The sequence below is a fragment of the Carnobacterium alterfunditum DSM 5972 genome (assembly GCF_000744115.1).
Taxonomy (GTDB): domain Bacteria; phylum Bacillota; class Bacilli; order Lactobacillales; family Carnobacteriaceae; genus Carnobacterium_B; species Carnobacterium_B alterfunditum.
Genome location: NZ_JQLG01000004.1, coordinates 1,870,458 through 1,896,284, shown reverse-complemented (window position 1 = coordinate 1,896,284; position 25,827 = coordinate 1,870,458). Strand labels below are relative to the sequence as shown.

Genomic DNA, 25,827 nt, shown 5'->3' with positions numbered 1-25,827 from the left:
TTTGAAGTAAAATAAGTAAACCTAACAAACTAATGACCTGAAAGAAGTGAAAAATGCACCAATTATTATTTTTTTTAAAAGTATGAATCATTCAGGCCTTTACTAATGTTTTAACTAACTTGATCATAATCAGTTTAATTCAAAAAAACAAAAAATTATAGTACCAATTACTTGAAAGTCAAAAAAGGTCAGTGTATAATGATAACTAGAAAGGTCAGTAATGGTCAATCATTTATTTAATTTTATTTGATTTACTAACCTACTAAATGAAAGGTTGTGTTTAAATGTTATGTCAAAATTGCAATCAACGTGAAGCAACTATCCATTTATACACCAATATGAATGGCCAAAAAGGTCAATTGGATGTTTGTCAAAATTGTTACCAACTTATAAAAGATGCTCAAAATCATGGCGAGATCAGAAATAATCGATCACCACAAGATCCTTTTGGTTTCGGTAATTTAGATCAATTTTTCCGTTCCATGCAAAATCCTCAAAATAACAACTCACAACAAAATAATTCAAGCGTCCCTCCCACTCAAAAGGGTTCTGGAGGTCAGCCGCCTATAAATAAAAAGCCTGGACTTTTAGGTGAATATGGAACGAATTTAACCGATTTAGCACGAACAGGGGCTATAGATCCAGTCATTGGACGCGATAAGGAAATTGAACGAGTGATTGAAATTCTAAATCGCCGGACTAAAAATAATCCTGTATTGACAGGTGAACCTGGTGTTGGTAAAACGGCAGTTGTTGAAGGTTTAGCACAAAAAATCGTTGATGGTGATGTGCCTCAAAAATTATTAAGTAAGGAAGTCATTCGACTAGACGTTGCTTCCTTAGTTCAAGGAACGGGCATACGTGGTCAGTTTGAAGAACGTATGAAACAATTAATGGATGAATTAAAGAAAAATCCACAAATAATTTTGTTTATTGATGAAGTCCACGAAATTGTTGGAGCCGGAAGTGCGGAAGGCAGTATGGATGCTGGCAATATGCTTAAACCAGCTCTTGCACGCGGTGAAATGCAAATGGTCGGGGCAACAACGTTAAAAGAGTACCGCACGATTGAAAAAGATGCTGCTTTGGAGCGTCGTATGCAGCCCGTACGTGTTAGTGAACCATCCGTTGAAGAAACTATTACTATTCTTCAAGGTCTCCAAAAAAAATACGAAGATTACCATCATGTTCATTACACGGATGAAGCTATTAAGAGCGCCGTTAGCTTATCTAACCGTTACATTCAAGATCGTTTTTTGCCCGACAAAGCGATTGATTTGTTAGATGAATCGGGTTCTAAAAAGAATTTAACGATACAAGTTGTTGATCCGAAACAATTGGAGGATAAAATTGCAGAAGCTGCTCAACAAAAACAACTAGCTTTACAACAAGAAGATTATGAAAAAGCGGCTTTTTATCGTGATCAGGCTAAAAAATTCTCTACCATGAGAGATCAACAAAATCCTGATTCAGATGAGCCTACAGTAACTGAGCAGGATATGATCGAAATTATTGAAATGAAGACAAATATTCCTGTAGGAGATTTAAAAGAAAAAGAGCAAACACAATTACGGAACTTGGGACAAGATCTTAAAAAGCATGTTATTGGACAAGATGAAGCAATCGACAAAGTTTCTAGGGCGATACGCAGAAGCCGTGTTGGGTTCAATAATAAAAGCCGTCCAATTGGTTCTTTCCTTTTCATCGGCCCTACTGGTGTTGGGAAAACTGAATTAGCTAAACAACTAGCATTAGAACTATTTGGGAACAAAGAAGCCTATATTCGATTTGATATGAGTGAATATATGGAAAAACACAGTGTTTCTAAATTAATTGGTTCTCCTCCTGGGTATATTGGCTATGAAGAAGCAGGTCAACTTACCGAAAAAGTTCGTCACAATCCTTACAGTATCATTTTATTAGATGAAGTTGAAAAGGCTCACCCTGATGTGTTGCATATGTTTCTACAAATCCTTGACGATGGCAGATTAACGGATGCCCAAGGCCGTACAGTTAGTTTTAAAGATACTATTATCATTATGACAAGCAATGCTGGTACGAGTGATATAGAAGCTAGCGTAGGTTTTGGTGCCACCGCTTCTGGTACACAAAAATCCATATTGAATCATTTAACAGATTACTTCAAACCAGAATTTATAAACCGTTTTGATGGAATCGTTGAATTCAATTCTCTTACAAAAGAAAACTTATTATTTATTGTCGATTTATTGATAAAGGATGTAAATGATATGCTCGAACATCAAGGTATAACAATCGAAGTAGAACCTTCTGCTAAAGAAAAACTAGTCGAATTAGGCTATGATCCAAAATTAGGCGCGCGTCCTTTGCGACGTGTTATTCAAGAACAAATTGAAGATCGAATTGCAGATTTCTATCTTGATTACCCTTCTGTAAAAGAATTGATTGCAAAAACAAACGATGAAGGGAACATTGTTGTAGAGGCAAAAGAAATTATCTCAGCAGGATCTCCTACTGGATTAAAGGAAGAACCCGATACCGAAAATTAAATTTTAAAATATAGAGACAGTACTCCAATAAAGATAAAAATATCTTGATGGAGTGCTATCTTTTTGGCAAATCACTGAACTAATGACTAGATTATTTTGGTCACTACTTCTCTTAAAATAAACTTATCCTAAATAATAATAATATTCAGTATAGTTATGCGTACCATTTGAACTATTTCACTCAGTTTTGGCTGATTCATATCTGTCATACTAAGTTGTTGCTGCTTTAAATTACATTTATTTTTCTTATCGTTTTCACTTAAGTAAGTGCCGGGCAGTTGAAATGCTTTGAATTGTTCCGTTTTTAATTATATAATGTATGTAACCTAACCGGTATAAAAAGAGGTGAAAGATTATGAAACTAATAGATGTTACGAATAATCATTCTGATCTTGTGATGGAACAACTAGAGAATACTGATGCAAATTTTGTGAAAGTTTTTTCTTTAGGTCCGACAACAATTATCTATTCAGGTGCTGCAACACATAAAGATGTTCTTTTACTAAATAAAAACCGTAATATAAAGAATGCGGAAATCAGTTTTGTATTAGAAAGTATCCTTGAAGCAACTTTAGAAAATGTTGATATTCTACATGCTCCACATATTGTTGAACTTTCTGTACCTATTGAAGACTGACTTTTATAGTGAACAACTTTATTTCAAGTGATTTTCCCAAAAAAATATTTTTCCTTTTAATTAGGGCGTGTCTGAAAACTGACTGCCATCCTGATTTTCGGTATAATAAAAGAAAACAGGAGTGATCATGATGAGTATTGAACGTTATGAGCTGACTGATGTGCAGTGGAATCAAATCAAAAATCTGTTTCCCGAATATCACACAGGTAGACCACCTAAAAGCAATCGTATAATGTTCAATGCTGTTTTATGGATTGCTAGAAGCGGTGCTGCTTGGCGAGATCTGCCAAAAGAACGTTACGGATCATGGAAAACGGTCTATAGCCGCTTTTGTTTATGGCGTGATACTGGTTTACTTGAATCCCTTTTTATTACGTTGAATTATGAAGCAGATTACGAAAACTTGAGTATCGATTCAACCGTTGTAACGGCGCATCAGCAGAGTGCCGGTGTAAAAAAAGGGGGCTAAATTCTGTCATCTCGCAACATATCGGTAAAAGCAGTGGTGGGCACACAACAAAAATACATGTCATCGTAGACGGATTAGGAAATCCATTATATTTTCAGCTATCAGGTGGAAATCTCCATGATAGTGTTCTCGCTATTGAAGTTCTTCAACACGTTGAAATACAAGGCAGTAATGTTATTGGCGATCGTGCATACGGTTCTTTAGACATTCGGACTTATGTGACGAATCACGATGCGACTTATACCATTCCACCAAAGAAAAATACAAAAGAACCTTGGACTGTTGATTGGTGGCTATATAAAGAACGTCATTTGGTGGAGTGTTTCTTTAATAAGTTAAAGCATTTCCGTCATATCGCGACACGTTATGATAAACTCGCAACGTCCTACTTAGCCTTTGTATATATAGCAGCTATTTTTCTCTTAACCAAATAGTTTTAAGACACAACCTAATAAAAAAAAAAAACAAACCATTCTAAATTAAAATAGAATGGTTTGTTTTTTTATAATAATGACGTTAATTCGACATCTGGGTATTTATCGGCAAACCAACGCAATGCAAATTGATTTTCAAATAAGAATAAGGGATTCCCGAAACGATCACGTACCAGTAAATTACGACTTGAAGACATATTTTCGTCCAGATCTTCAGGTTTGATCCAACGGGCAATTTTATTTCCCATAGGGGTCATAATGGTTTCTGATTTGTATTCGTTTAACATACGGTATTGAAATACCTCAAATTGTAATTGCCCAACTGCCCCAATGATATAATCTTCCGTATGGAACGTTTTATACAGTTGAATGGCACCTTCTTGAACTAATTGTTGCACACCTTTATGAAATGATTTCTGTTTCATCACATTTTTAGCATTCACTTTCATAAACATTTCCGGAGTAAATTGAGGAAGTTTTTCATATTCCACATTTAATTTTCCCTCAAAAATTGTATCGCCAATTTGGAAATTACCAGTGTCATAAAGCCCTATAATATCTCCTGCAACAGCATGCTGTACAACTTCACGGGTTTCAGCCATAAATTGAGTTGAATTTGATAATTTTATTCTTTTGTTTGTTCTCGCTAATGTAACATCAATTCCGCGGTCAAACGTTCCTGAACATATACGCACAAAAGCGATCCGGTCTCGATGGGCAGGATTCATATTAGCTTGGATTTTAAAAATAAAACCAGAAAATTCATTTGTCGTTGGTTCTATTTTTTCACCACTCGTTGTCGTATGAGCTGTCGGGCTTGGTGCAAAATTGATAAAGGTATTTAAAAAGGTTTCTACTCCAAAATTGGTTAATGCTGATCCAAAGAATACAGGGGTAAGTTTACCCGAAGCAATCTTCTCTTCTGAAAATTCATTTCCAGCTTCATTCAACAACTCGATGTCATCTAAAGCTTGCGAATATAAACTTGACGCTTTAATAGGATGATCTCCTTCGATTTCCCCAGCCTCATTCAATTTTATGACCTTCTGTCCATCTAAGCCGTTAATTTCAGGACGATGGATCTCAATTGTTTTATTGTAGTTATCGTAAAGTCCTAATAATCCTTTACCCATACCAATCGGCCAGTTCATCGGATAAGAATCAATTTCTAAAACTTCTTCTAATTCTTCTAATAAATCTAACGGCTCTCTTCCATCGCGGTCTAATTTATTAATGAACGTGAAAATTGGAATGCCACGCATGCGACAAACTTTAAATAGTTTTTTTGTTTGGGGTTCGATACCTTTTGCACTGTCAATGACCATCACTGCGCTATCGACCGCCATTAGTGTACGGTAAGTATCTTCAGAAAAATCTTCATGTCCTGGTGTATCTAAAATATTGATTCTTTTATCCTTATAATCAAATTGCATAACCGAACTGGTAACAGAAATTCCACGTTGTTTTTCAATTTCCATCCAATCTGATTTAGCAAATTTCCCTGTTTTTTTTCCTTTTACCGTGCCAGCTTGACGAATTGCTCCACCAAATAACAACAGCTGCTCAGTGATCGTCGTTTTCCCCGCATCCGGATGGGAAATAATTGCAAATGTCTTTCGCGACTCTACTTCCTTTTTTAAATAATCTTCCATAATTTATCCCTCATCTAATAAGTCTTTTATTTACCTTAATTAATCTATAACTGTATCCTTAGTCAAACATGCCTCAAGTATGGCAGCATGCATCGTTACCTCAATTATTATAGCATATTTAGTATTACATTTTATACCCTATTCACTATTTATTAAATCCGTAATCTCCAACATACCCTTCAATAGACCAGATATTCACTTCAACAGCACTTGCTTTTTGTTCCGCCTCTTCAAGTTCCCCCAAGTAAATTTCATCTCCATTTTCGTACCCTACGCGTGCCAAACCTTTTTCAACCATTACTTCTTGTACCAGTTCTCCATCTGCATAAAGGTAGGCTAGCACTCTTTCATAGTCATCGATTTTCTCATGAGAAGGATCATATTCTATTGATAAATTTTTCTTTTTCAAATAATTGGCAAGAAATTCTTTCGCTTCTATACCGTATGGCTGAGCAGAACCGGTTTTAGTTTTACTGCTTTCTGGGGTATCAATAAGAAGCAGCCTCAACTTTTTTTCTGCACCATTTTCATTAAAGACGATGGTATCTCCGGCAATGGTTCTTACGAGTTCAATAGCTATTTGTTCTGTTTTTAGAGTAGAAGTTGTTTCCTTATCTTGATCTATGATGTATAAACCACTAACAGAAAGGACAAGAGCAGCTAGTCCAGATATGATCTTTTTGTTCATTTTCATGACTTGCCTCCTAATTATTCACCTATAAAAAAAGGTCTGAGAAAGATATCTCAGACCCTTTACTATTTTATTATGAATCTCTTAGACAATCAAGTTTCAGAAATTTATTTTTTCATATAATGCATTTACTTGATTTACAGTGTCGATTATTTAGCTAATTGATCTTCTTGATCACAAGCTGCTTGAGCTAAGATGTTCAAGTAGTTCCAAGGACGGTCAAAATAAGGTTGGAAGAAGAAATCAACATAAGCTAAATCTTCAATCGTCATTTTATTTTGAATAGCTAATGAAAGTGTATTAGCAGAAGCTGTTACATCATATTTAGACATGATTTGTCCACCAACGATGCGGTTTGTTCCCACTTCATAAACTAATTTCATCATAACTTCTTCAGTTGTAGGCATAAATTCTGGACGGTAATTGTCTTTAATAAAAACTGAACGAACCTCTAGGCCGAAGTGTGAAGCACTATTGACGTTAACACCTGTTGACCCAATATTGTATCCATATAAGTACAGACCTGAAGTAGATTGTGTTCCTCTGTATTTTATTTTAGGCTCAATGATATTTTTACCTACTAAAGTACCCATACGAACAGCATTTGTTGCTAAAGGAATATAAGCAGATCCGTTATTTGGATTGTAATGAACTGCACAACTATCTCCAGCTGCGTATATGTCTTTGTCACTTGTTCTCATGTAATCATCCACAAGGATCGCACCGTTTGGCATCATATCAACTTTACCTTTTAGTAATTCATTGTTTGGACGGAATCCGACACATAAGATAACTAAATCTGCTTCATATTCCCCTTTTGGAGTTGTTACAGATTTAACTGAACCATTTTCATCAGCATTAAATGAAGTAACTGCTTGGTTCAACGCTACTTTAACGCCATGTTCTTCTATAGCACTCTCTAATACATCCGTAAATTCTGGATCTAAATATTTATTAAGAATACGATCTAATCCATCAATTAAGGTTACTTGCTTGCCCGATTGCTCAAATGCTTCTACTAATTCAATACCAATGTATCCTCCACCAACAATTACGACTTTTTTAGCTGTTTGGTTTTGTTTGATCACTTCTTGAGCTTGATTATAGTTTTTGCATAATAAAACATTTTTTGTTTTAATACCAGGAATCGGCGGTATGATAGGCCAAGAACCTGTTGTGTTAACTAACTTATCATAAGTTTCTTCAAATACTTCTCCAGTAGTCATGTTTTCTACAACTACTTTTTTAGCTTCAGTATCAATACTTGTAACATTATGTTCCATTTTAACACTTGCGCCCATTTGAGTTAATTCTTCAGGATTAGAATAGAACAAACCAGCAGCATCTTTTACAACTCCTCCAACGTACATTGCAATTCCACAAGATAAGAACGAAATGTTGTCATTTCTTTCAAAAACAGAAACTTCCACAGATGGATTTTCTTTTAAAATTGTTTTAACAGCTGAGGTGCCAGCATGAGTACATCCAATAACGATTACTTTCATTTTTTGTATCCTCCTACAAAGCTATTTTTTGTGTATTCGTAACTATAACATCTTTAACATCTTTTTGTGAAAAAATGTTCATACTTTCACTATGAAAATTATATCACAAACCGTATGAATAAAACAACGCTTTATTATTTTTTTTAAGTTGAAGCATGTTTTTTCCTAATCATAAACATATCTTTTAAATAAACAACAATTGTTTTAACAACAGCATATGTCGGAACCCCTAAAATCATTCCGATGATTCCAGCGATATTTCCTGCAACTAATAATAAGATAATAATGGTCAAAGGATGGATTGATAATGTTTTCCCAATCACATTCGGTGAAATAAAAGCACTATCAATTTGTTGGACCACTAAAACAACTAATACAACCAATAGCGCTTGTGTTGGTGAAATAGTTAATGCGATAATGACTGCCGGTGCAGCCCCAATATAAGGACCGATATAAGGGATAATATTGGTGATTCCCGCAATGCTGCCTAATAATAAGCCATAAGGCATTCCTGTAATTAAATAGCCTAAATACGTAAATACTGCTACAAATAGGCAAACTAGCGTTTGTCCACTTATATAAGAAGCAATTGTCTCATTCATTTGGCCTAACAGTTCAATCATTTGGCCCCGATAATCTTTTGGAAAGAATTTAGCAACTGACGGACGAAAATTTTTACCGTCTTTAAACATATAAAATAGGATGATTGGAACAGTAAATATGACAATTGTTGTATTCGCCACTGCTCCTATCAAAGAACCTACACTTGAAGTTAATGTCGTAAATATTGTATTTGCAATATTCTCGATCGATAAGTCCATTTGGCTTAGACTTTTTTCCAAATCAAAATTATCAAACATCGGTTTTTGAAGAAGTTCATTAGAATAGTCTTCTAATGCTTTCAAAAATGACGGTATACTCGTAATCAATTGTCCTAATTGTTCAAGTAAATTAGGAATAACTGAAATAGCTAGAAATATTAGAAACCCTAAAAATAATAAAAAAACGATTATTATACCATATTTTCGTTTAATTTTAATTTTTTCTAATTGTCCAATCAAAGGATTCAATAAGTAATATAAAAACCCAGCTATAATAATCGGTGTAAATAATGTCGAAAAAAATGTAGTTAAAGGTTGAAAAACGAAATCAATTTTTGTACTCATAAATATCAATGTGGCACTAACCAATAGCCAAACTGTCCAAAACATTAATTTTGATTTTTTAAAATAATCCATAAAATTTGTCCTCTCCGATTAATCTAGCATATTACTTAATAAATAGCACTCAATCAATTGTTCTGTTGCTGTTATCGATTCTTCATGCGTTCTCTCATAAGCATGACTTGCTTCAATACCTGCTCCAATCAGTGCATGACGAACGTCTGCCCCCGCTGCCATCGCAGCGGATGCATCACTACCGTAAAATGGATAAATATCTAATTGATATGGAATAGCATTATCTTCACAAATTTGCGTAAGTTTTTTTCTCATTTCGTAATGATAAGGACCGCTGCCATCTTTAACACATATAGAAACAGAATATTCGTCGGTTTGTTGGTCGTCCCCCATTGCGCCCATATCAACAGCTAGATACTCTACCACTTTATCAGAGATATTTGAATTTCCACCGTATCCAATTTCTTCATTAGTTGAAATATAAAAATGTGTTGTATAAGGGAGGCTAACTTTTTCATCATTAATTTTTTTTAAAAATTGTAATAATATAGCTACACTAACTTTGTCATCTAAATGACGAGATTTAATAAAACCATTCGCTGTAATTTCAGTTCTAGGATCAAAACTGATAAAGTCTCCTACAGATATGCCTAAGGCTTTTGTCTCCTCTTTTGTGTGAACTTTCTCATCGATACGAACTTCCATATTTTCTTGATTTCTTTCGGCAGTTCCTGCATCTTTGTAAACATGGACACTCGTTTGATGCATCAAGATCGTACCGGATATCTTTCCCTGATCTGTATGTACTGTACAGTATTCGCCTTCAATTGCGTTGTAACGAAAACCGCCAATTAAATCCAGTTTTAGGCGTCCATTGGGTTTAATAGCTCTCACCATTGCACCTAATGTATCCACATGTGCTGTTACGAATCGTTGTTTTTGATGGTTTGTTCCTTTTACAGTAATCATTAAGCTTCCTTTATTTGTTTTTTTAGCTTCATAGCCTAACTTGTTTAAATAGTTTTGGATAAAAGCAATTATTTCATACGTATTCCCTGTTGGTGAAGGTATTGTTGTTAATTTTTCAACAAGTTGGATCGTTCTTTCATTCATCACATTAGCCACCATTCTTTTTAGTTTACATTCTTTAGTATAGTTCATCCACAGCAATAAATAAAGAATCTCAAGATAAAAGCTGCGGATGATTTATTATTATAGATTCCTTTAATAAGTTATGTTACGATTTTAATTACATAGATAGAAAGAAGGGATATTATGGAATATATTTGGACAACCGATTTAAACACGAGCTACTATACTGATGCCATAGAAATTAGAAAAAAAGTCTTCATAGAAGAGCAATACGTTCCGCTAGAATTAGAAATTGACGATTTAGAAGATCAAACGATCCATGTTATTGGTTACTTAGAAAATAAACCTGTTGCTACAGCCAGACTCTATCAAAAAAACGCAACAACATTTAAAGTTCAACGCGTTGCTGTTTCTATTGATTTTCGCAAAAAAAAATTAGGAAAGCAATTAATGCTTGAAATAGAACGTTATGCAAAAACCAAACATGTCGAAAAATTAATACTTGATGCACAAGATCATGCTCTAAATTTTTATAAAAATTTAGGTTATCAAGTTGAAGGCGAAGGTTTTATGGATGCTGGTATCCCACACCATACGATGAGCAAGGACCTTGATTGATTTCGTTATGCGAAGTCAAAAAAAATAGTACTGTAAACAAACAGGATATTTTTCTGTTTGTTTACAGCACTATTTTTCAATCTTAAATCAAATTAATTTTCTTGATATTTCAATGATTTTCATTTTTTTTAAGTAGTTCTACTCGTTTTTGTTTCATTTTAGCAAGTCGTTTCTGTGTCTCTTCTTTTAAAGGGACAATGTCAAGAACTCGTTCACCTTCAATGGTCACCTCATAGATTTCACCGATTCGATAATTTTGTGGCAAAAAATCTTTTGCCACATGAATGGGTGAACCTTCATCAGGGATAAATCGAGCTTGCTCACCTTCTATTTCTTCAAGCATCATCTTCAACAAGATTATCCCCCTTCTCAGTTTCAATACTGTAAGTTCCATCTTCATGAATAGTAGCTGTTATCGTTCCATTTTCAATCGTTCCATAAATTGGAATAGATTGTTTTCTTAAACGATCTATTGCCTCTTCACCAGGATGTCCATAGCTATTATTTTCGCCTGCTGAAAAAATAGCAAATTTTGGTCGACTAGCTTTTATCCACTCTTCACTAGTACTGGTATCCGATCCATGATGACCCATTAAAATGTAATCTGCTGTTAGATCTGTTCCAGATTCAAAAATAGTCTTTTCGATGCCCTGAGAGGCATCTCCACTGAATAGACCACTTACTTGATTGACAGTAATTTTAGTTATGATCGAATCATCATTTTGATCATTTTTTGATTGCTCATTAGGGTTTAACACTTCAATTTTAAAAGGTCCTACTTGATAGTTTTCACCAGTTTTTGGTTCTGTATAAATGGCATTGCTTTTACCGATAGCGTCTAACAGTCGCTCATAGATTTGACTTGTAGCATCATTTCCATTCATCCAAACTTCTTTGACGTCATAATAGTTTGTAATAAGATCTCCATTACCAATGTGATCTGAGTCGTTGTGCGTGAAGATAAGCAAATCAATTTTCCCACCTGTTCCAACGTATTGATCCAATTGTTGAATGATTTTTTTATCTTTATCTTCATATCGTCCGCTATCCATCAAGATCGTCGTACCGTCTTTTGCTTGGATCAGTGTTGCAGATCCTTGATTAGCATCCAAGAAACGAATCGTTGTTTCTTGATTTTCTGTTTGATCTATTTCTTCTTTCGTATTGAAAAAAGTAAGCAATTCTTCTTTAAATAACTCTATTCCCCTATTTAAAGTAAGATCAGACTGTTTATTCTCCCCTAAAAATAATCCTACTGAGAAAACTAGCAGAAGGACTAATCCAGCAGAAATAAATTTTGTTCTTTTTTCTTTTTGTTTCTTGGTAATCTTCTTTTTTTTTCTTACTGGCACAAATGTTCATCCTTTTCTAGCGCAATTGTAGCTTCCATCTTTATAAATTTAATCACTATCTCGCTAATAATTTTTCTAAACTAAATATTCCATAAACAATGCAGCAATATTAAAGTAAATTAATACACTGGTTAAATCTGTAAGTGTCGTAATAAATGGGCCACTAGCAACTGCAGGGTCAAACCCTATTCTTTCCATTAGAATAGGGATGAAACTTCCGGCAAGATTGGCAATTGTGATTGCTACTAGCATTGCTATACCTATAACTGATCCTAAAACAAAATTTTCTTTCCAAATTCCTACTGCTAAGAATATTGTGGCTCCTGTCACAACACCGGTTATCAGACCGGAAGCTATTTCACTTATAATTAATTTCTTGAAATTTCTTTTATTTTCATCATTATCTGCTAATTTACGAACAGCAACAGCTAATGATTGGGTCCCTGCATTTCCTGCAGTTCCTGTTATCAATGATATAAATACAGCTAAAATACTTGCTTTACTGATCATCTCTTCATAATTGCTGATTAAAGTGGAGGTTCCAATTCCAAGGAATAATAATATGATCAACCAAGGAAGCCTTTTTGAAGCAACAACAAATGGGTTTTCAGATCGTTCTTCTACATCGACCCCAGCTAAACCGGAGTAATCGCTGGCTGCTTCATCACTGATAACATCCATGATATCATCTACAGTAATGATTCCTATCAACCGTTCCTCATCGTCTACTACAGGAATAGCTAGAAAGTCATAATCTTGCATAGTGCGCGCGACGTCTCTTTGATCATCATTGCCGTTTACAGATATCAAACGATCACCCATAATGTCTGAAATCATTTCATCGTCTTCATGCACGATTAAGTCTCTTAATGATATAACACCAACTAATTTTCTAGTTGCATCTACTACATATACATAATAAATCGTTTCAGCTTCTGGTGCTTTCTTTTTTAAAATCGCCATGGCTGACTGGATCGTCTGATTTGCAAAAATTGAAATATACTCAGTTGTCATAATTGAACCAGCAGTATCGTCTTCATACTTCAACAATTTTTTAATGCCATCAGCATCTTTTTTTGGCATTAAACTTAAGTATTTTTTGATCGTATAAGGTTCTAGTTGATTCAGCATATCTGCTGCATTATCTCGGTACATTTCACTCAGCATATTTGCAGCATACTGAGGGTTCATTTCTTCCAAATATTTTTCGACTGATTCTTCTTCTTCTTCGAGTATTTCGAACGTATCTGCCATTTCATTAGGAGATAAAAAGTTATATGCTCTTAAACGTTCATCCTTTGACAAGGATAGATAAACTTGACTTTGTTCATAAACGTGCAATTCTAAAAATTTTTCTCTGAATGAATTGATATCTTCAGCTATTAAATAGCTTTTCAACTGTTCTATTTGCTCTTCAAATTCTACTTGTACTTCTTTCAAGGGCTACACCCCTTCCTAAATTCATTTCATTAACGATTGACCTCTTGCTGCTTATGCTGATGTAGCCATTGGGCAATATCTTCAGGATGGTCTAGTGTAAGATTTATTTTTTCGTTTGTAAAAGGGTGTATAAAATTTAATTCATTACAATGCAACGCTTGCCTAACTATCCAATTATTCTTCTCACCACCATATAAGTCGTCTCCCATTAACGGGTGGCCAATATGAGTAAAATGAACCCTTATTTGATGAGTTCTTCCGGTATGCAATTGAATATCGACCAAGGTTGCTTGTGGGAAAGACTTTTTGACCCAATACTCGGTTAAAGCTTCTTTTCCAGAGGAATGAGCTCTTCTTGTAATAATGGAATCGACAGTTCGTGCAATAGGAGCATCAATAAATCCATGTTCCCCTTCGTCTAGCTGACCCTTGATCAGTGCAGTATATTTTTTTTGAATTTCTTTACTTCTTAACTGCACATCCATTAATGCATGTGCGTAGCCATGTTTAGCGAACAACATTAATCCTGTAGTATCTCGGTCAAGTCGAGTCACAATATGAATAACTTGATCAACGTAACCTTGACGTACATAGTAACCTTTAACTCGATTTGCCATGGTACTTTCAGGGTGAACTTGAGACGGTACCGAAGCAACTCCATAAGGTTTATTTACAACTAAATAATGTTGATCTTCATACAAGATATCAATCGGAATATCGATAGGAACTGTTGTTTCATGAGGAGTTTCATTAGGAATCGTGATTTGTATACTATCGTTTTCTTTCAAGAGATAACGCACAGTTACTTCAGTTTCATTGACTTCAATTTTCCCGCCGCGGAACTTTATTTTTGCTAGTAAACTACGTGAAATTCCTTTTATTTTTAAAAATGATTTCACTTGTAGACTAGTTGGCAGATCATATATCCAACTAAATTTCATATTTTTTTTTCGCTCCAATAAAAGCATCTTCAACTCGGCTCCAGAAATGAGTATGTCTGTAACGAGCAAAGTGAATGCGTTCTTTCGCAATGCTATAATTTAATTCAGTAATATTTTTTTCGGAAGATGTCAATTGATCGATGGTTAAAACAAACCCCTCAGTTGTGATTGGTTTGATTCTGATCCATTCATCCCGTGCAACAATTAAGGGTGAACCTAGAATACGAAATACCCGATTATTAATAGGAGCGATTTCAGTCAGCTGTAGTGCTTCCAGTCGAGGATGGATAACTGCTCCTCCTACAGACTTATTATAGCCAGTCGAACCAGTAGGTGTCGAAACACACATTCCATCTCCTCTAAACCTTTCAAACAGTTCATCCTTTATGAATACATCACACACCATTGTTCCATCTATCCGTTTCATTGTTGATTCATTTAAGGACAAAAAGTGAGAAGATTCCTTTTGCCCTTGGTATGTTACCTTAACATCAAGCAATGGATAGCTAACACTTTCACCTTCATCTCTAAGTAAACTTGAGACTAAATCTTCTAACTCGTAATCTCGCCAATCTGTATAAAAACCTAAATGTCCTGTATGTACCCCCACAAATCGAACATGATCTAACATATGGGCATACCTATGAAAAGCGGACAACAATGTTCCATCTCCACCGATCGTTACAACGATATCTGGATTTTTATCATCTAATAGAAGACGGTTTTTCAAGCAGAGTATCCGAAATTCTTTAGCTAGTTTTAAAGATTGCTCTCCATTATTATTAACTACTGCTATTTTCAAAGTTGTCCCTCCCTTTTAATTACACCTGATAATGCAGAAATCTCAAACAGTAACTACCAAATAAATTAATACCTGTTTGATGTTTCATCAATAACTGGTCTTTTACTGTGAGAAAATAAGTGTTGCGCTTCTTGTATTTCTTCTCTAATTTGAGACATTTCTTCATCTAGTTGAAAAGCAGCTTCTGCAGCTCGTTTTAAACGAACATTAATAGCATCTGGAAACTCACCCTGATATTTATAGTTTAATGAATGTTCAATCGTAGCCCAAAAATTCATTGCCAATGTACGCACCTGTATCTCAACAAGTATTCTTTTTTCGCCATCGATCAATTGCACTGGGTACTCAAATACAACATGGTACGACCGGTAGCCACTTTCCTTCTTATTCGTTATATAATCTCGTTCTTCAATTATTTTCATATCATTTCGATTTCTTAAAAGTCTAACTACTTCATGAATATCTTCTACAAATTGACACATGATTCTTAATCCTGCTATATCTTGCATCTCAGTATCTATTTTATCGAACGGAATATTCCTTAAAGCTGCTTTTCCAATAATGCTATTTACCGGTTTTACTCTCCCAGTAACAAATTCGATTGGAATATGCCGATTCCCTTTACTAAATTCTTTACGAATTCCTTTTAGTTTTATTTTTAATTCTTCAACAGCCTGATTATAAGGTATTAAAAAATCTTCCCACTTTTGATCTTGATTCATCACTTTATACCCTCTTCTAGGAACTTATGATTTCGCACTTTTCAAAGCGCTATATGGCTTCATTTTAACATATTTAATTAGAAAGATGAAATATACTAAAATAGAAATAAAATGATATGATAGATAGATAATTTAGCACTAGTAAAATATATACTTATCACGATACTTAAATCAAGTTAAAAAGGGATGAAATAAATGGCTCAGCAGGTAGAAATTGAATTTAACAATAGTTTAACAAAAAATGAATATACTAAATTGTTAAGCAGCTTAAACTTATCTGAAAAAGATTTTTATCTTCAAGAAAATTATTATTACGATACGAAAGATTGGAAACTAAAAAAATTACATTCTGCTTTACGCATCCGTTTATTTTCAGATTCTGCAGAACTAACACTAAAAACACCTACTGGAAAAGATTTTTTAGAAACGACTGATAACTTATCATTGAAGCAAGGAAAACTGCTCTTAAATACTCATACGATCAAATTAGATGGCCATGTAGCCAAGCAATTAACTGAATTGAACGTTAATTTAAAAGAACTCTCTTTATTTGGTTCATTGGTAACAAAGCGTTATGAAAAAAAATTGAGCAAGGTCTAATTGTAATAGATGAAAGTTCGTATGGCTCTAAAACAGACTATGAGTTAGAATTCGAAACAAATTCTCGTGAAGTAGGGGAAGTTTATTTTGACCATTTACTTCAGCTCTATTCAATCAAAAAACGATCAACGAAAAATAAAATCAAACGAATGATGGAATCAAGTTGATTAATTATTAATGGTATTAAGATAGAAAAACCGAAATGTGGCGGCTTTGTTACAATTTGTACAAAAAATCATCCGAAAATGAGACCCTTTATTATATTTTCTTAGCTATTTTTGATAAAGTATACTTGTAAACAACAATAGAGTACGAAAATAGATTTAAAAATACTAAGACTAAGGTGAAGATAAATGTTCTCAACTACGTATACTAAAAATGGATCAGCTCATAATGAGTTGATTGAAATTTATTTATTTATTAATCCAATTGATTCTACTTGTTTCCAAGCTGAAAAGGAAGTATTAAATTTTATTGAAAAAGCTGCTAGTAAAATTCGTGTTAATTTTATTCCAGTTCATAATTTAACCACGGTGACTCAGTATCTTTCTACAAACAACTTACCAAAAAGTGATTTAGAGTTACGTAATTCTGTACATTCTGTAGTGTATGACATTTGTCTTTATTATACTGCTGCAACTATGCAAGGAAAGAAAAAAGGCCGTAATTTCCTACTTGAATTGCAACATGCATTACTTGAAGAAAATAGAGTCTTTTCAGAAAATCTTGTTTTGGAATCTGCTGAGCAAGCCAAATTAGATATTCCTATGTTTCTTGAAGATAAAGAATTAGACTTTACAAAAACTTCTTTTGAAGCTGATCAAAAAATAGCTTGTGAGGTAAATGCTTTTAATACCCCTTCTTGTTTACTATTTAATGACAATCATAAAGAGCACGGTTTATTGATTGAAGAAGGCATTACGGTCGAACTGCTTCAAGCACTGCAAAACCCTAATCCAATGATCATTGAAGCAAGAAATCAAATAATCTCAAAAAATAAAACCCGTTTAATTAATAAAGCTTCATTGCAAGTACTTTAAAATTCAATTTGATCTAATTTTTATTGATACTAAAAAACTAAGCCAATATATCATTTGGCTTAGTTTTTTTTTGCATACTATTAAATTTTTGATCTATAATTTTTTAGTGCGAGTAAACTAAATTAATTACATGAAAATTTTTCAGGGATGGCAATTTCACTGAAGCCCCTGATTGCTAAAGGAAGCACTAATATTGTAACTGCTTTATTTTTCAAACGGCCTAACTTTTTAAGGTTTCAATCAATTCTTCTAATTCATTTAATCTAGCTTCAAATACTTTCATAGCATCCTCTATATAGGTTTTATTGGTCATGTCTACTCCCGCTTTTTTCATTACTTCAATAGGATAATCGCTGTTTCCAGATTTCAAATAGGTCAAGTATTTATCTAAAGCTCCTTCTTCACCCTTAACGATTTTATCTGCTAAAGCTGTAGCAGCTGAAAAACCTGTTGAATATTGATAAACATAGTAATTATAATAAAAATGTGGAATTCTAGTCCATTCGATAGCAATTTCAGGATCTTTTTCAACATCTGGACCATAATACTGTGCATTTAATTCTCCATAATAATCTGTTAAAAAATCACTTGTTAAAGGTGTCCCTTTTGCTGCTTCTTCATGTATAAAATGTTCAAACTCAGCAAATTGAGTTTGTCTAAACATAGTGCCTTTAAACCCATCCAAATAATGATTTAAAACATATGCTCGGACTTTCGGATCTGTTTGTGTCTCTAACAGATGATCCGTTAAAATATTTTCATTTGTAGTAGAAGCTATTTCTGCTAAAAAAATAGAATAATCTCCATACACATATGGCTGATTCGTTCTTGTGTAGTAACTATGGGCACTGTGTCCTAATTCATGAACGAGCGTGTACAAATGGTTTAGTGAATCGTGCCAATTCAACAAAATATAAGGATTTGTTTCGTACGCTCCTGAAGAGTATGCACCACTTCTTTTGCCTTCATTTTCTATGACATCGATCCATCGATTATTAAAAGCCTTTTTTAAAACAGACAAGTACTCCTCACCTAGTGGTTGAAGAGCTTTTAAAGTCTCAGCTTCAGCTTCTTCATAAGTATACTTAATACCAGCTTCTCCACTAATAGGCGTGTACATATCGTACATATGAAGCTCATCTACACCTAACAGTTCTTTTCTTAAAGCAACATAGCGATGCAATAACGGTAAATGATCATGGACGACATCCAATAATGTATCATAAACAGATTCTGGAATATGATTGCTGCTTAAAGCTTTTTCACGTGCAGATTGATAATGATGAACTTTTGCATTGTAATTATGGTATTTAACATGTGAAGAGAGAGTACTTGAAAAAGTGTTTTGTAATCCTTTATACACTTTATAAAGATTTTTAAAAGCCGATTCGCGAACAGAACGGTCAGTACTTTCCATTAATTGCCCATAGACTCCGTGTGTTAATTGAATATCATCTCCATTTTCATCTTTGATTGTTGGAAATGTTATATCTGCATTATTTAAGATGTTAAACGTCCGACTGGAAGCATTAAAAATCTCTCCTGCTCCTGCTAACAATGCTTCTTCATTAGCACTTAGAACATGTTCTCTAGTCGCTGTTAATTGATCAATAAAGTGTTTGTAGATAGTTAACTCTTCATTTTCAATAAAATAGTGATTTAATCTTTCTTCTGGTAATTCTAACACTTCAGGTTCGAACCACGAAATAGCCTCATGAGCTTGCGTAGCTAATTTAGTGACTTGTTCATACATTCCTTGATAGATTGAGTTCGTTGTGTCTTGATCATTTTTTAATTGACCATAAACGTATAACTTCTCCATTTGATTAGATAAGTCTAAAATAGTTTGAATCGCTCTCAAGAAACTTTCTGATCCGTTAGTTAATGTACCTTTATAAGTTACAACAGACTCTATTTTTTTTTCTAACTCTTTATATGATTGTTTAAATGCTTCATCGGATTGGAAAATCACGCCTAAGTCCCAGGTTGATTCATCAGGTATCTTATCCCTTTTTGGTAATTTTTTTGGCTCACTCATTAAAAAACCTCCTTGAAATTTTCTTATCTTTAATCTTACCATAAAATATTTTTAAATAAAGAAACTTTCATTTAAGAATCAACTATATGTTACTGATCTAAAGATAAAAAATCGGTCATCTTTTCATTCTCATTTCCATACCGTTTAGGTTTTTTTTGAATTATCCAATCTGAATTAGAAATAGCTGACAATACACCTCTTTGGGTCAAAAGAGCCATGAAATGATCAACACACTTTTTTTTGCTTTCAATTGTTATAAGTGGCATAACATGAAAAATCAACTCATTATTTTTTACCATCAAAGAAAATTTTTGGTACACTTCTTTCTTAGTAATAACTTCTTTGTTGTCTCTTTCCATTAGCCATTCCAATAATAGGTATTTCCAAAAATAAGATAATGACTTAATAAATATTTGATCTTTCACAGGTAAATAAACTTCTACCGGCAAAGAAATCAAAGAATCTCCTCTTTTATAAATATATTTTTGGAACAATACAATCTCCGGTACTTGATAATTTCTCCCTTGATTCAAAAAATAGTGACTTTGAATCAACTGGTTTTTGGATTCATTTTGATTGCTTTTTCCAAAAAATAATAATTGCTTACTAATATATTCTAAGTTGGTACTCATTTTAGCTAACTCAAATTGACTAGAGCAGGAACTTATATGAGTTGAATTCCCTTGCTGATTGATACGGCAATGAACCATTAATATATTTTTATCAACATGTAATTCTAAAAAATAGCATCCTACTAATTTATGCTCATTGATAAATAATCTTTGGAAACTAGTTAACCTATTTTTAAAATGATATTGTTTTCCTAAAATCCAATAAACTTTGTATCCATTTTTAATATATCCAGTCGTTCGTTCAACCATCCGTTGAATAGAAAGAGCACTGCATTGAAATTCAATAGCAATTGGAGTTTGTTCATCTAACCAAATCAATAGATCAGGCCGTTGTTTTAAATTTGACAAATAAGCTTCCAATTGACAGGGAATCTTTTGTTGTGTGAACCACTGATAAAGTATATTTTTACCCAAAATATGTTCTTCAGTTTCACCTTCTGAAAAAACATTACACTCACTTTTTTGAAAATGTGTAAAATGAGCTTGTTTGATTAGTCCCTTCTTGAGAAAAACAGGTTCTCTACAATTCGGACAATAATAGTCATATTTTTGATTCTTAATTTTTTGCTCATTCATCGCATTAAGATATTGGTTTTTATTGTTTAACGCAATTAGCATCACTATAGTCTCCCCTCATACATTTCACATACTAACTATCCGCAAAAAAAGAGAGGAAATCTATTTTAAAACAAAAAAATCAAAGAAAGGAAAACCTTCTTTGATTTCATAATCGATACTATTTAGTTTATTTGAAATAGTGACGTGTTAATTCAAGTGCCTTATTTTCCATAATTACTTTGCCATGTTCTTCTAAAATCCCTTGAGTAACTGGCGTTTTTTCAGCAAATTCTAATGCAAGTGAAATTTCTTCATCAGCACTTCTTTCAGTCATTTCGTTAATAGGAAAGATCAAATTCAAATAATATCTTTCTTTATAAATAAACAAATTAGAAAGTGCATTATCTAAATACATCATTTTTGATAATGCGATCATATTTTCAAACTGATCAAATCTTAAAACAATCTCTTTTGTTTCATCTTCAGGACTTTTAATCTCATTCCCGTCCTCATTTTCATTTTCAGATTTATTTAAATTTTGTACCATCTGTTTTTTTATATATTGAGAGAATTCATCTGAATTAAGGTTTTCAGATGCTGAAGAAAAGTCTAATTGATCGTTTATTGGACCACCTTTGCTAATGAATAATTCTAACCCATTCCCATTTGGTAATACTTGAAATGTAATGGCATCAGATTCATGGAATTGTTCGTCTACATCTACTTCTTCTAAAATACTATAAAAGAAATTTTCAATTTGTTTATGATTTCCTAAAAGATCCAAAAAAGTTACGCCTCTCTCTTCTAAATCAGCGTTCTCAATCAATACTCGGATGGTGTTTTCGTTAATATGTTCCATTTCCATAGTCCTACACCTCATTTCTCATCTTCACAGTTAAAAATATTTCAACTTATGAATAATCTATATAACCATTCTAAACGAAATAAATTAAATGTAAAGTTAAAAGTGCCAAAAAAACTACGACACTGTTAAGATGCGTAGTTTTGAACTAATTGTTAATATCCAACTATAAGTTGAGCTTGTTTCAATTCAAGTGCTCTTACTTCGCGAGGCAAGAAACGACGAATCTCGTCTTCGTTATAACCCACTTGCAATCTTTTTTCATCTACCATAATTGGCCGACGTAACAGACCTGGATTATCTTGAATCAAATCGAACATTTTATTTAAAGGTAAATCATCTAAATCGACATTCAGCTCTTGAAATACTTTGGAACGCGTCGAAATGATTTCTTCGGTACCATCTTCTGTCATTTTTAAAATCGATTTGATCTCAGCGATTGTTAGTGGCTCTGAAAAAATATTTCTTTCATTATAAGTAATATTATTTTCTTCTAACCACGCTTTAGCTTTACGACATGATGTACAACTAGGCGATGTATATAAAGTTACCATATGTTACTCTCTCCTTTTTTAATCAGATAAATTGTTCAAAAAAATTGAGGATCAGTAATGAAACTATGAAACGCCTTACAACTTCATTATAAAACATTCATTTTAAAAATACTACCCCTTTTGTCATTTTCTTGTCACTTCTTATTAAATTTAGGATAATATATTTTACCAGTTCTTATTTGCATAATCAAAAATCATATTTAACCATGTTTTATTCTAAATGAAACTAACAATAATTAGTACAAATAAGAATTTATTATAAACAATATTTCGTTCAAAAAAAATTTTTTTTTTACTATTGATTGTTTATAGTTTTTCTTTTCGTCGATTGTAAGATTAAGCTATACAAATAAAAAAGCCATTCGTGATACACTCTAATTGTATTTCCAACCACAGAAAACAAGGAGTGATCACGAATGACCTATACCCATATTACCATGGATGAACTAGTGATGATAGAAGCTTATTACCACCAAGGTGTTCCAGTTGCTAAAATAGCTACTTACTTGAATCGTACTCGTACACCGATTAATAATGTTATCAGGTTCTTCAAAGCAGGACACACAGCTTTCGACCATTACCTACGGTATAAAAAAAACAAGAAACAGTGTGGACGCAAAAAAATTGATTTACCAAAAGAACAACAGCTTTATATCAAGGGAAAAGTAGCTGAGGGCTGGACGCCGGATGTCATTATTGGCCGTAAAGAAATGACAATAGACTGTTCCGTACGAACACTTTATAGGCAGTTTAAAGAAAGAATATTCGATGAAGTTACACTCCCGATGAAAGGGAAAAGAAAACCTAACGGACATCAAGAACGTAGAGGTAGACAAGCTTATAAACGAAATATCTCTGAAAGAATAATAGACTATCCCACATTTAAAGAAGAGTTTGGTCATATCGAAGGAGATACCATTGTAGGTGTTCACCACAAAAGTGCGGTTATTACTCTAGTAGAGATTTTATCAAAAGCTATCATTACCTTAAAGCCCAAAGGGCGTAAAGCCTGCGACATTGAGAATGCCATGAATCAATGGTTCCAAGCCATACCAAAAAATTTATTCAAATCCATTACGTTTGATTGCGGAAAGGAGTTTTCCAACTGGAAATCTTTGTGCAACCAACATGATGTCGCTATTTACTTCGCTGATCCTGGAACGCCTTCACAACGAGCTTTAAATGAGAATTCTAATGGACTTCTTCGAAAAGATGGATTGCCAAAAAAAATGGATTTCAACGAAGTTGACCAGACTTTCGTATCATCTGTTGCACACAAACGAAATAACATTCCAAGGAAGTCACTAAATTACCAAACACCGTTGGAAGTTTTTATGAGTTATATGGATGAAGATAGTTTGTATAGCTTAATTTGACAAATCAGATTTACAAAAAAAGCTGCAAACCAGACTTTATTGTCTAATTTACAGCCTTTTCATATTACTTTTTATAGCTTGCTTTTTTTTCTTTTAAAGCTGGTATATCAGATTCTCTACAGTAAACAAAATGTCCAGGAGAGATTTCACGTAATTCTTCAGGTTCCCCATTTTGTTCACGAGGAATATATGGAGTACGTACACGGTTACGCTCATATTCAGGATCTGGTAAGGGTACGGCAGACAATAAGCTTTCAGTGTAAGGATGTAAGGGTGTGTTATAAACTTCATTAGCAGGAGCTAATTCAAGCAATTTCCCAGTATTCATTACACCAATTCGGTCACTGATATATTTAACCATTGATAAATCATGGGCAATAAATAAAAATGTTAATTTTTGAGTTTTTTGCAATTCCATCAACAAGTTTACAACTTGAGCTTGAATTGAGACATCCAAAGCAGATATTGGTTCATCCGCAATAATGAATTTAGGTTTGACTGCTAAAGCCCTAGCGATCCCTATGCGTTGTCGTTGCCCACCTGAAAATTCATGTGGATAGCGTGAAGCATGATCTGGATTTAAACCAACAGTTTTTAGTAAATCATCTACTTGTTGATTTCTATCCTCAGTAGAACTGGCTAATCCATGAATATCGATACCTTCAGCAATAATATCACGGACTTTCATTTTTGGATTTAAAGATGCATAAGGATCTTGGAAAATCATTTGCATATCTCTTCTGAATTTCAACATATCTTTTTTACCAGATATATCATGAACTTTTGTACCTTCAAAGTCAATTTCTCCAGCCGTTGGATCGTATAAACGGATAATTGAGCGACCTGTTGTTGATTTACCTGAACCAGATTCACCAACAAGACCAAAAGTTTCACCTTTATAAATATCAAAAGTAATATCATCTACTGCACGAACTTCATTTTTTGTACCTTTATTGAAGTACTGCTTTAAACCTTTAACTTCTAAGATTTTTTCTTTATTTTCCATTTAGTTTACCCCTCCTTCGACTTGAGTCTTAGCGTCCTTTAAAGATCCATGAAGTGGGGCAAATTTTTCTTCATAAATTTTATGACGTGCTTTAATTTCTGGTGGCGGCTCAACTGCAGGAGCATCCGGATGTAATAACCACGTTAAAGCTGAATGTGTTTCAGAAATTTTAAAGAAAGGCGGTTCTAATTCGGTATCAATTTTCATTGCAAATGCATTACGTGGAGCAAATGCATCCCCTTTTGGAGGATCCAATAGATCTGGTGGTGTCCCAGGAATGGCATACAATGTTTCAGTGATCTCTAATGTTGGCATAGAACTGATCAATCCCCATGTATATGGGTGTTGTGGATTATAGAAAATTTCATCAACTGTTCCAATTTCAACAATTTTACCAGCGTACATTACCGCAACACGATCTGCAACATTTGCTACTACACCTAGATCATGTGTAATAAAGATAATTGACGTTGCAATTTTCTTCTGTAATTCTTTCATTAAATCTAAAATTTGTGCTTGGATCGTTACATCTAATGCTGTTGTTGGTTCATCAGCAATTAATACTTCAGGGTTACATGCAAGAGCGATCGCAATAACAATACGTTGTCTTTGTCCACCAGAGAATTGGTGTGGGTATTGTTTCATCCGTCTTTCGGCATCTGGTAACCCTACCAAATTTAATAGTTCTAAAGCTCTTTTTCTAGCATCTTCTTTATTTAATTTTTGATGCAACCGAATTGGTTCAGAAATTTGTTTACCAATCGTCATTGTTGGATTAAGCGAAGTCATAGGATCTTGAAAAATCATTGCAATTTCTTTACCACGAATACCTTGCATTTCTTTTTCAGTTTTTTTGATAAGATCTTCACCATTAAATAAAATTTCTCCATTTTCAATATTAGCATTTTGTGACAGTAAACGCATGATGCTACGTGTTGTAACAGATTTTCCTGAACCGGATTCTCCTACGATAGCTAACGTTTCACCTTTTTTCAAATCAAAACTGACACCGCGGATAGCTTTTACTTTACCAGCATAGGTGTCGAACGTAATTTCTAAATCTTTAACTTCTAATACATTACTCATTCGTTTTCACCTCG

23 protein-coding genes and 1 pseudogene are annotated in these 25,827 nt (G+C 33.6%); 7 read left to right on the top strand and 17 right to left on the bottom strand.

The features are described 5' to 3' along the window. The first annotated feature begins 284 nt into the window (after nucleotides 1-284). The 3 genes from BR50_RS09380 (at nucleotide 285) to BR50_RS12645 (ending at nucleotide 4,068) form a co-directional block, all read left to right on the top strand. Nucleotides 285-2,528 carry an ATP-dependent Clp protease ATP-binding subunit gene (locus BR50_RS09380; protein WP_034548142.1) on the top strand — a complete coding sequence of 748 codons (2,244 nt, stop codon included), beginning with the start codon at nucleotides 285-287 and terminating at the stop codon, nucleotides 2,526-2,528. A gap of 355 nt (nucleotides 2,529-2,883) precedes the next feature. Beyond that, nucleotides 2,884-3,165, top strand: coding sequence for a DUF1827 family protein (locus tag BR50_RS09375; protein ID WP_034548139.1), 282 nt, complete (start codon nucleotides 2,884-2,886; stop codon nucleotides 3,163-3,165). Between the two features lie 127 nt (nucleotides 3,166-3,292). Then, a protein-coding gene (locus BR50_RS12645) for an IS5 family transposase (RefSeq protein WP_143298355.1) occupies nucleotides 3,293-4,068 on the top strand; the annotation gives its coding sequence in 2 pieces (ribosomal slippage) (nucleotides 3,293-3,632 and nucleotides 3,632-4,068; 777 coding nt in all). Nucleotides 4,069-4,136: 68 nt separating this feature from the next. Here the strand turns inward: BR50_RS12645 and BR50_RS09365 are convergent. The 5 genes from BR50_RS09365 to BR50_RS09345 form a co-directional block, all read right to left on the bottom strand. Further along, on the bottom strand, nucleotides 4,137-5,720 hold the full coding sequence (locus tag BR50_RS09365; RefSeq protein ID WP_034548133.1) for a peptide chain release factor 3: 1,584 nt from the start codon (nucleotides 5,718-5,720) through the stop codon (nucleotides 4,137-4,139). A 145-nt stretch (nucleotides 5,721-5,865) separates the two neighbouring features. Further along, nucleotides 5,866-6,414 carry a thermonuclease family protein gene (locus tag BR50_RS09360; protein WP_034548129.1) on the bottom strand — a complete coding sequence of 183 codons (549 nt, stop codon included), beginning with the start codon at nucleotides 6,412-6,414 and terminating at the stop codon, nucleotides 5,866-5,868. A gap of 146 nt (nucleotides 6,415-6,560) precedes the next feature. Next, the gene (locus BR50_RS09355; RefSeq protein WP_034548127.1) at nucleotides 6,561-7,916 is read right to left on the bottom strand and encodes an FAD-dependent oxidoreductase; all 1,356 of its coding nucleotides are present in this window, start codon (nucleotides 7,914-7,916) and stop codon (nucleotides 6,561-6,563) included. 143 nt (nucleotides 7,917-8,059) lie between these two features. Beyond that, entirely contained in the window at nucleotides 8,060-9,154 is a 1,095-nt protein-coding gene (locus BR50_RS09350) for an AI-2E family transporter (protein ID WP_034548124.1), read from the bottom strand. Between the two features lie 18 nt (nucleotides 9,155-9,172). Beyond that, nucleotides 9,173-10,207: a M42 family metallopeptidase gene (locus BR50_RS09345; RefSeq protein ID WP_034548122.1), complete on the bottom strand. Its 1,035-nt coding sequence runs from the start codon at nucleotides 10,205-10,207 to the stop codon at nucleotides 9,173-9,175. Between the two features lie 162 nt (nucleotides 10,208-10,369). On the opposite strand from BR50_RS09345, the gene BR50_RS09340 reads away from it, so the two are divergent. Beyond that, nucleotides 10,370-10,804, top strand: a complete 435-nt coding sequence (locus BR50_RS09340; RefSeq protein ID WP_034548120.1) for a GNAT family N-acetyltransferase — start codon at nucleotides 10,370-10,372, stop codon at nucleotides 10,802-10,804. Nucleotides 10,805-10,913: 109 nt separating this feature from the next. On the opposite strand, the gene BR50_RS09335 is transcribed toward BR50_RS09340, so the two are convergent. The 6 genes from BR50_RS09335 to yjbM all read right to left on the bottom strand — a co-directional run bounded on the left by BR50_RS09335 (nucleotide 10,914) and on the right by yjbM (nucleotide 16,061). Then, nucleotides 10,914-11,150: a DUF3006 domain-containing protein gene (locus BR50_RS09335; RefSeq protein ID WP_245792841.1), complete on the bottom strand. Its 237-nt coding sequence runs from the start codon at nucleotides 11,148-11,150 to the stop codon at nucleotides 10,914-10,916. After that, nucleotides 11,140-12,156 (bottom strand): ComEC/Rec2 family competence protein, encoded by a 1,017-nt coding sequence (locus tag BR50_RS09330; protein ID WP_034548118.1) that lies wholly within the window; start codon nucleotides 12,154-12,156, stop codon nucleotides 11,140-11,142. Before BR50_RS09330 ends, BR50_RS09335 begins: the two co-directional genes overlap by 11 nt. A 75-nt stretch (nucleotides 12,157-12,231) precedes the next feature. After that, nucleotides 12,232-13,596, bottom strand: a complete 1,365-nt coding sequence (mgtE, locus tag BR50_RS09325) for a magnesium transporter (protein WP_034548117.1) — start codon at nucleotides 13,594-13,596, stop codon at nucleotides 12,232-12,234. A 29-nt stretch (nucleotides 13,597-13,625) separates the two neighbouring features. Continuing rightward, a complete protein-coding gene (locus tag BR50_RS09320) occupies nucleotides 13,626-14,537 on the bottom strand; it encodes an RluA family pseudouridine synthase (RefSeq protein ID WP_034549132.1) in 912 nt (303 codons plus the stop codon). Beyond that, complete coding sequence (locus BR50_RS09315; protein ID WP_034548116.1) at nucleotides 14,527-15,339, bottom strand: NAD kinase; 813 nt, start codon at nucleotides 15,337-15,339, stop codon at nucleotides 14,527-14,529. The genes BR50_RS09320 and BR50_RS09315 overlap by 11 nt, the downstream gene beginning before the upstream one ends. Nucleotides 15,340-15,404: 65 nt before the next feature. Beyond that, the gene (gene yjbM, locus BR50_RS09310; RefSeq protein ID WP_034548115.1) at nucleotides 15,405-16,061 is read right to left on the bottom strand and encodes a GTP diphosphokinase; all 657 of its coding nucleotides are present in this window, start codon (nucleotides 16,059-16,061) and stop codon (nucleotides 15,405-15,407) included. A 195-nt stretch (nucleotides 16,062-16,256) separates the two neighbouring features. On the opposite strand from yjbM, the pseudogene BR50_RS09305 reads away from it, so the two are divergent. Both BR50_RS09305 and BR50_RS09300 read left to right on the top strand, forming a co-directional pair. Next, nucleotides 16,257-16,828, top strand: a pseudogene (locus BR50_RS09305) (CYTH domain-containing protein). Nucleotides 16,829-17,059: 231 nt separating this feature from the next. Then, entirely contained in the window at nucleotides 17,060-17,701 is a 642-nt protein-coding gene (locus tag BR50_RS09300) for a DsbA family protein (RefSeq protein WP_211249830.1), read from the top strand. A gap of 220 nt (nucleotides 17,702-17,921) precedes the next feature. On the opposite strand, the gene pepF is transcribed toward BR50_RS09300, so the two are convergent. The 4 genes from pepF to spxA form a co-directional block, all read right to left on the bottom strand. Then, nucleotides 17,922-19,739, bottom strand: coding sequence for an oligoendopeptidase F (pepF, locus tag BR50_RS09295; RefSeq protein ID WP_034548111.1), 1,818 nt, complete (start codon nucleotides 19,737-19,739; stop codon nucleotides 17,922-17,924). A gap of 89 nt (nucleotides 19,740-19,828) precedes the next feature. Next, nucleotides 19,829-20,947, bottom strand: coding sequence for a competence protein CoiA family protein (locus BR50_RS09290; protein ID WP_245792778.1), 1,119 nt, complete (start codon nucleotides 20,945-20,947; stop codon nucleotides 19,829-19,831). A 169-nt stretch (nucleotides 20,948-21,116) separates the two neighbouring features. Continuing rightward, complete coding sequence (locus tag BR50_RS09285; protein WP_034548107.1) at nucleotides 21,117-21,794, bottom strand: adaptor protein MecA; 678 nt, start codon at nucleotides 21,792-21,794, stop codon at nucleotides 21,117-21,119. Nucleotides 21,795-21,946: 152 nt separating this feature from the next. Beyond that, nucleotides 21,947-22,345: a transcriptional regulator SpxA gene (spxA, locus tag BR50_RS09280; RefSeq protein ID WP_034548105.1), complete on the bottom strand. Its 399-nt coding sequence runs from the start codon at nucleotides 22,343-22,345 to the stop codon at nucleotides 21,947-21,949. 416 nt (nucleotides 22,346-22,761) lie between these two features. Here spxA and BR50_RS09275 point away from each other — a divergent pair, with 416 nt between their 5' ends. Continuing rightward, a complete protein-coding gene (locus BR50_RS09275; protein ID WP_034545409.1) occupies nucleotides 22,762-23,721 on the top strand; it encodes an IS30 family transposase in 960 nt (319 codons plus the stop codon). A 64-nt stretch (nucleotides 23,722-23,785) separates the two neighbouring features. Here BR50_RS09275 and BR50_RS09270 read toward each other — a convergent pair whose 3' ends face one another. Both BR50_RS09270 and BR50_RS09265 read right to left on the bottom strand, forming a co-directional pair. Beyond that, nucleotides 23,786-24,727 (bottom strand): ABC transporter ATP-binding protein, encoded by a 942-nt coding sequence (locus BR50_RS09270; RefSeq protein WP_034548104.1) that lies wholly within the window; start codon nucleotides 24,725-24,727, stop codon nucleotides 23,786-23,788. Next, nucleotides 24,728-25,813: an ABC transporter ATP-binding protein gene (locus BR50_RS09265; protein ID WP_034548103.1), complete on the bottom strand. Its 1,086-nt coding sequence runs from the start codon at nucleotides 25,811-25,813 to the stop codon at nucleotides 24,728-24,730. Nucleotides 25,814-25,827 lie beyond the last annotated feature (14 nt).

What these genes read in the sequence shown, in the direction of transcription:
- BR50_RS09380 (WP_034548142.1), top strand. Translation starts at nt 285, where the DNA reads ATGTTATGTCAAAATTGCAATCAACGTGAAGCAACTATCCATTTATAC.
- BR50_RS09275 (WP_034545409.1), top strand. Translation starts at nt 22,762, where the DNA reads ATGACCTATACCCATATTACCATGGATGAACTAGTGATGATAGAAGCT.
- BR50_RS09340 (WP_034548120.1), top strand. Translation starts at nt 10,370, where the DNA reads ATGGAATATATTTGGACAACCGATTTAAACACGAGCTACTATACTGAT.
- yjbM (WP_034548115.1), bottom strand. Translation starts at nt 16,061, where the DNA reads ATGAATCAAGATCAAAAGTGGGAAGATTTTTTAATACCTTATAATCAG.
- BR50_RS09335 (WP_245792841.1), bottom strand. Translation starts at nt 11,150, where the DNA reads ATGATGCTTGAAGAAATAGAAGGTGAGCAAGCTCGATTTATCCCTGAT.
- BR50_RS09375 (WP_034548139.1), top strand. Translation starts at nt 2,884, where the DNA reads ATGAAACTAATAGATGTTACGAATAATCATTCTGATCTTGTGATGGAA.
- BR50_RS09270 (WP_034548104.1), bottom strand. Translation starts at nt 24,727, where the DNA reads ATGGAAAATAAAGAAAAAATCTTAGAAGTTAAAGGTTTAAAGCAGTAC.
- BR50_RS09345 (WP_034548122.1), bottom strand. Translation starts at nt 10,207, where the DNA reads ATGAATGAAAGAACGATCCAACTTGTTGAAAAATTAACAACAATACCT.
- BR50_RS09265 (WP_034548103.1), bottom strand. Translation starts at nt 25,813, where the DNA reads ATGAGTAATGTATTAGAAGTTAAAGATTTAGAAATTACGTTCGACACC.
- pepF (WP_034548111.1), bottom strand. Translation starts at nt 19,739, where the DNA reads ATGAGTGAGCCAAAAAAATTACCAAAAAGGGATAAGATACCTGATGAA.
- BR50_RS09320 (WP_034549132.1), bottom strand. Translation starts at nt 14,537, where the DNA reads ATGAAATTTAGTTGGATATATGATCTGCCAACTAGTCTACAAGTGAAA.
- BR50_RS09360 (WP_034548129.1), bottom strand. Translation starts at nt 6,414, where the DNA reads ATGAAAATGAACAAAAAGATCATATCTGGACTAGCTGCTCTTGTCCTT.
- BR50_RS09365 (WP_034548133.1), bottom strand. Translation starts at nt 5,720, where the DNA reads ATGGAAGATTATTTAAAAAAGGAAGTAGAGTCGCGAAAGACATTTGCA.
- BR50_RS09350 (WP_034548124.1), bottom strand. Translation starts at nt 9,154, where the DNA reads ATGGATTATTTTAAAAAATCAAAATTAATGTTTTGGACAGTTTGGCTA.
- BR50_RS09290 (WP_245792778.1), bottom strand. Translation starts at nt 20,947, where the DNA reads ATGAATGAGCAAAAAATTAAGAATCAAAAATATGACTATTATTGTCCG.
- BR50_RS09355 (WP_034548127.1), bottom strand. Translation starts at nt 7,916, where the DNA reads ATGAAAGTAATCGTTATTGGATGTACTCATGCTGGCACCTCAGCTGTT.
- spxA (WP_034548105.1), bottom strand. Translation starts at nt 22,345, where the DNA reads ATGGTAACTTTATATACATCGCCTAGTTGTACATCATGTCGTAAAGCT.
- BR50_RS09285 (WP_034548107.1), bottom strand. Translation starts at nt 21,794, where the DNA reads ATGGAAATGGAACATATTAACGAAAACACCATCCGAGTATTGATTGAG.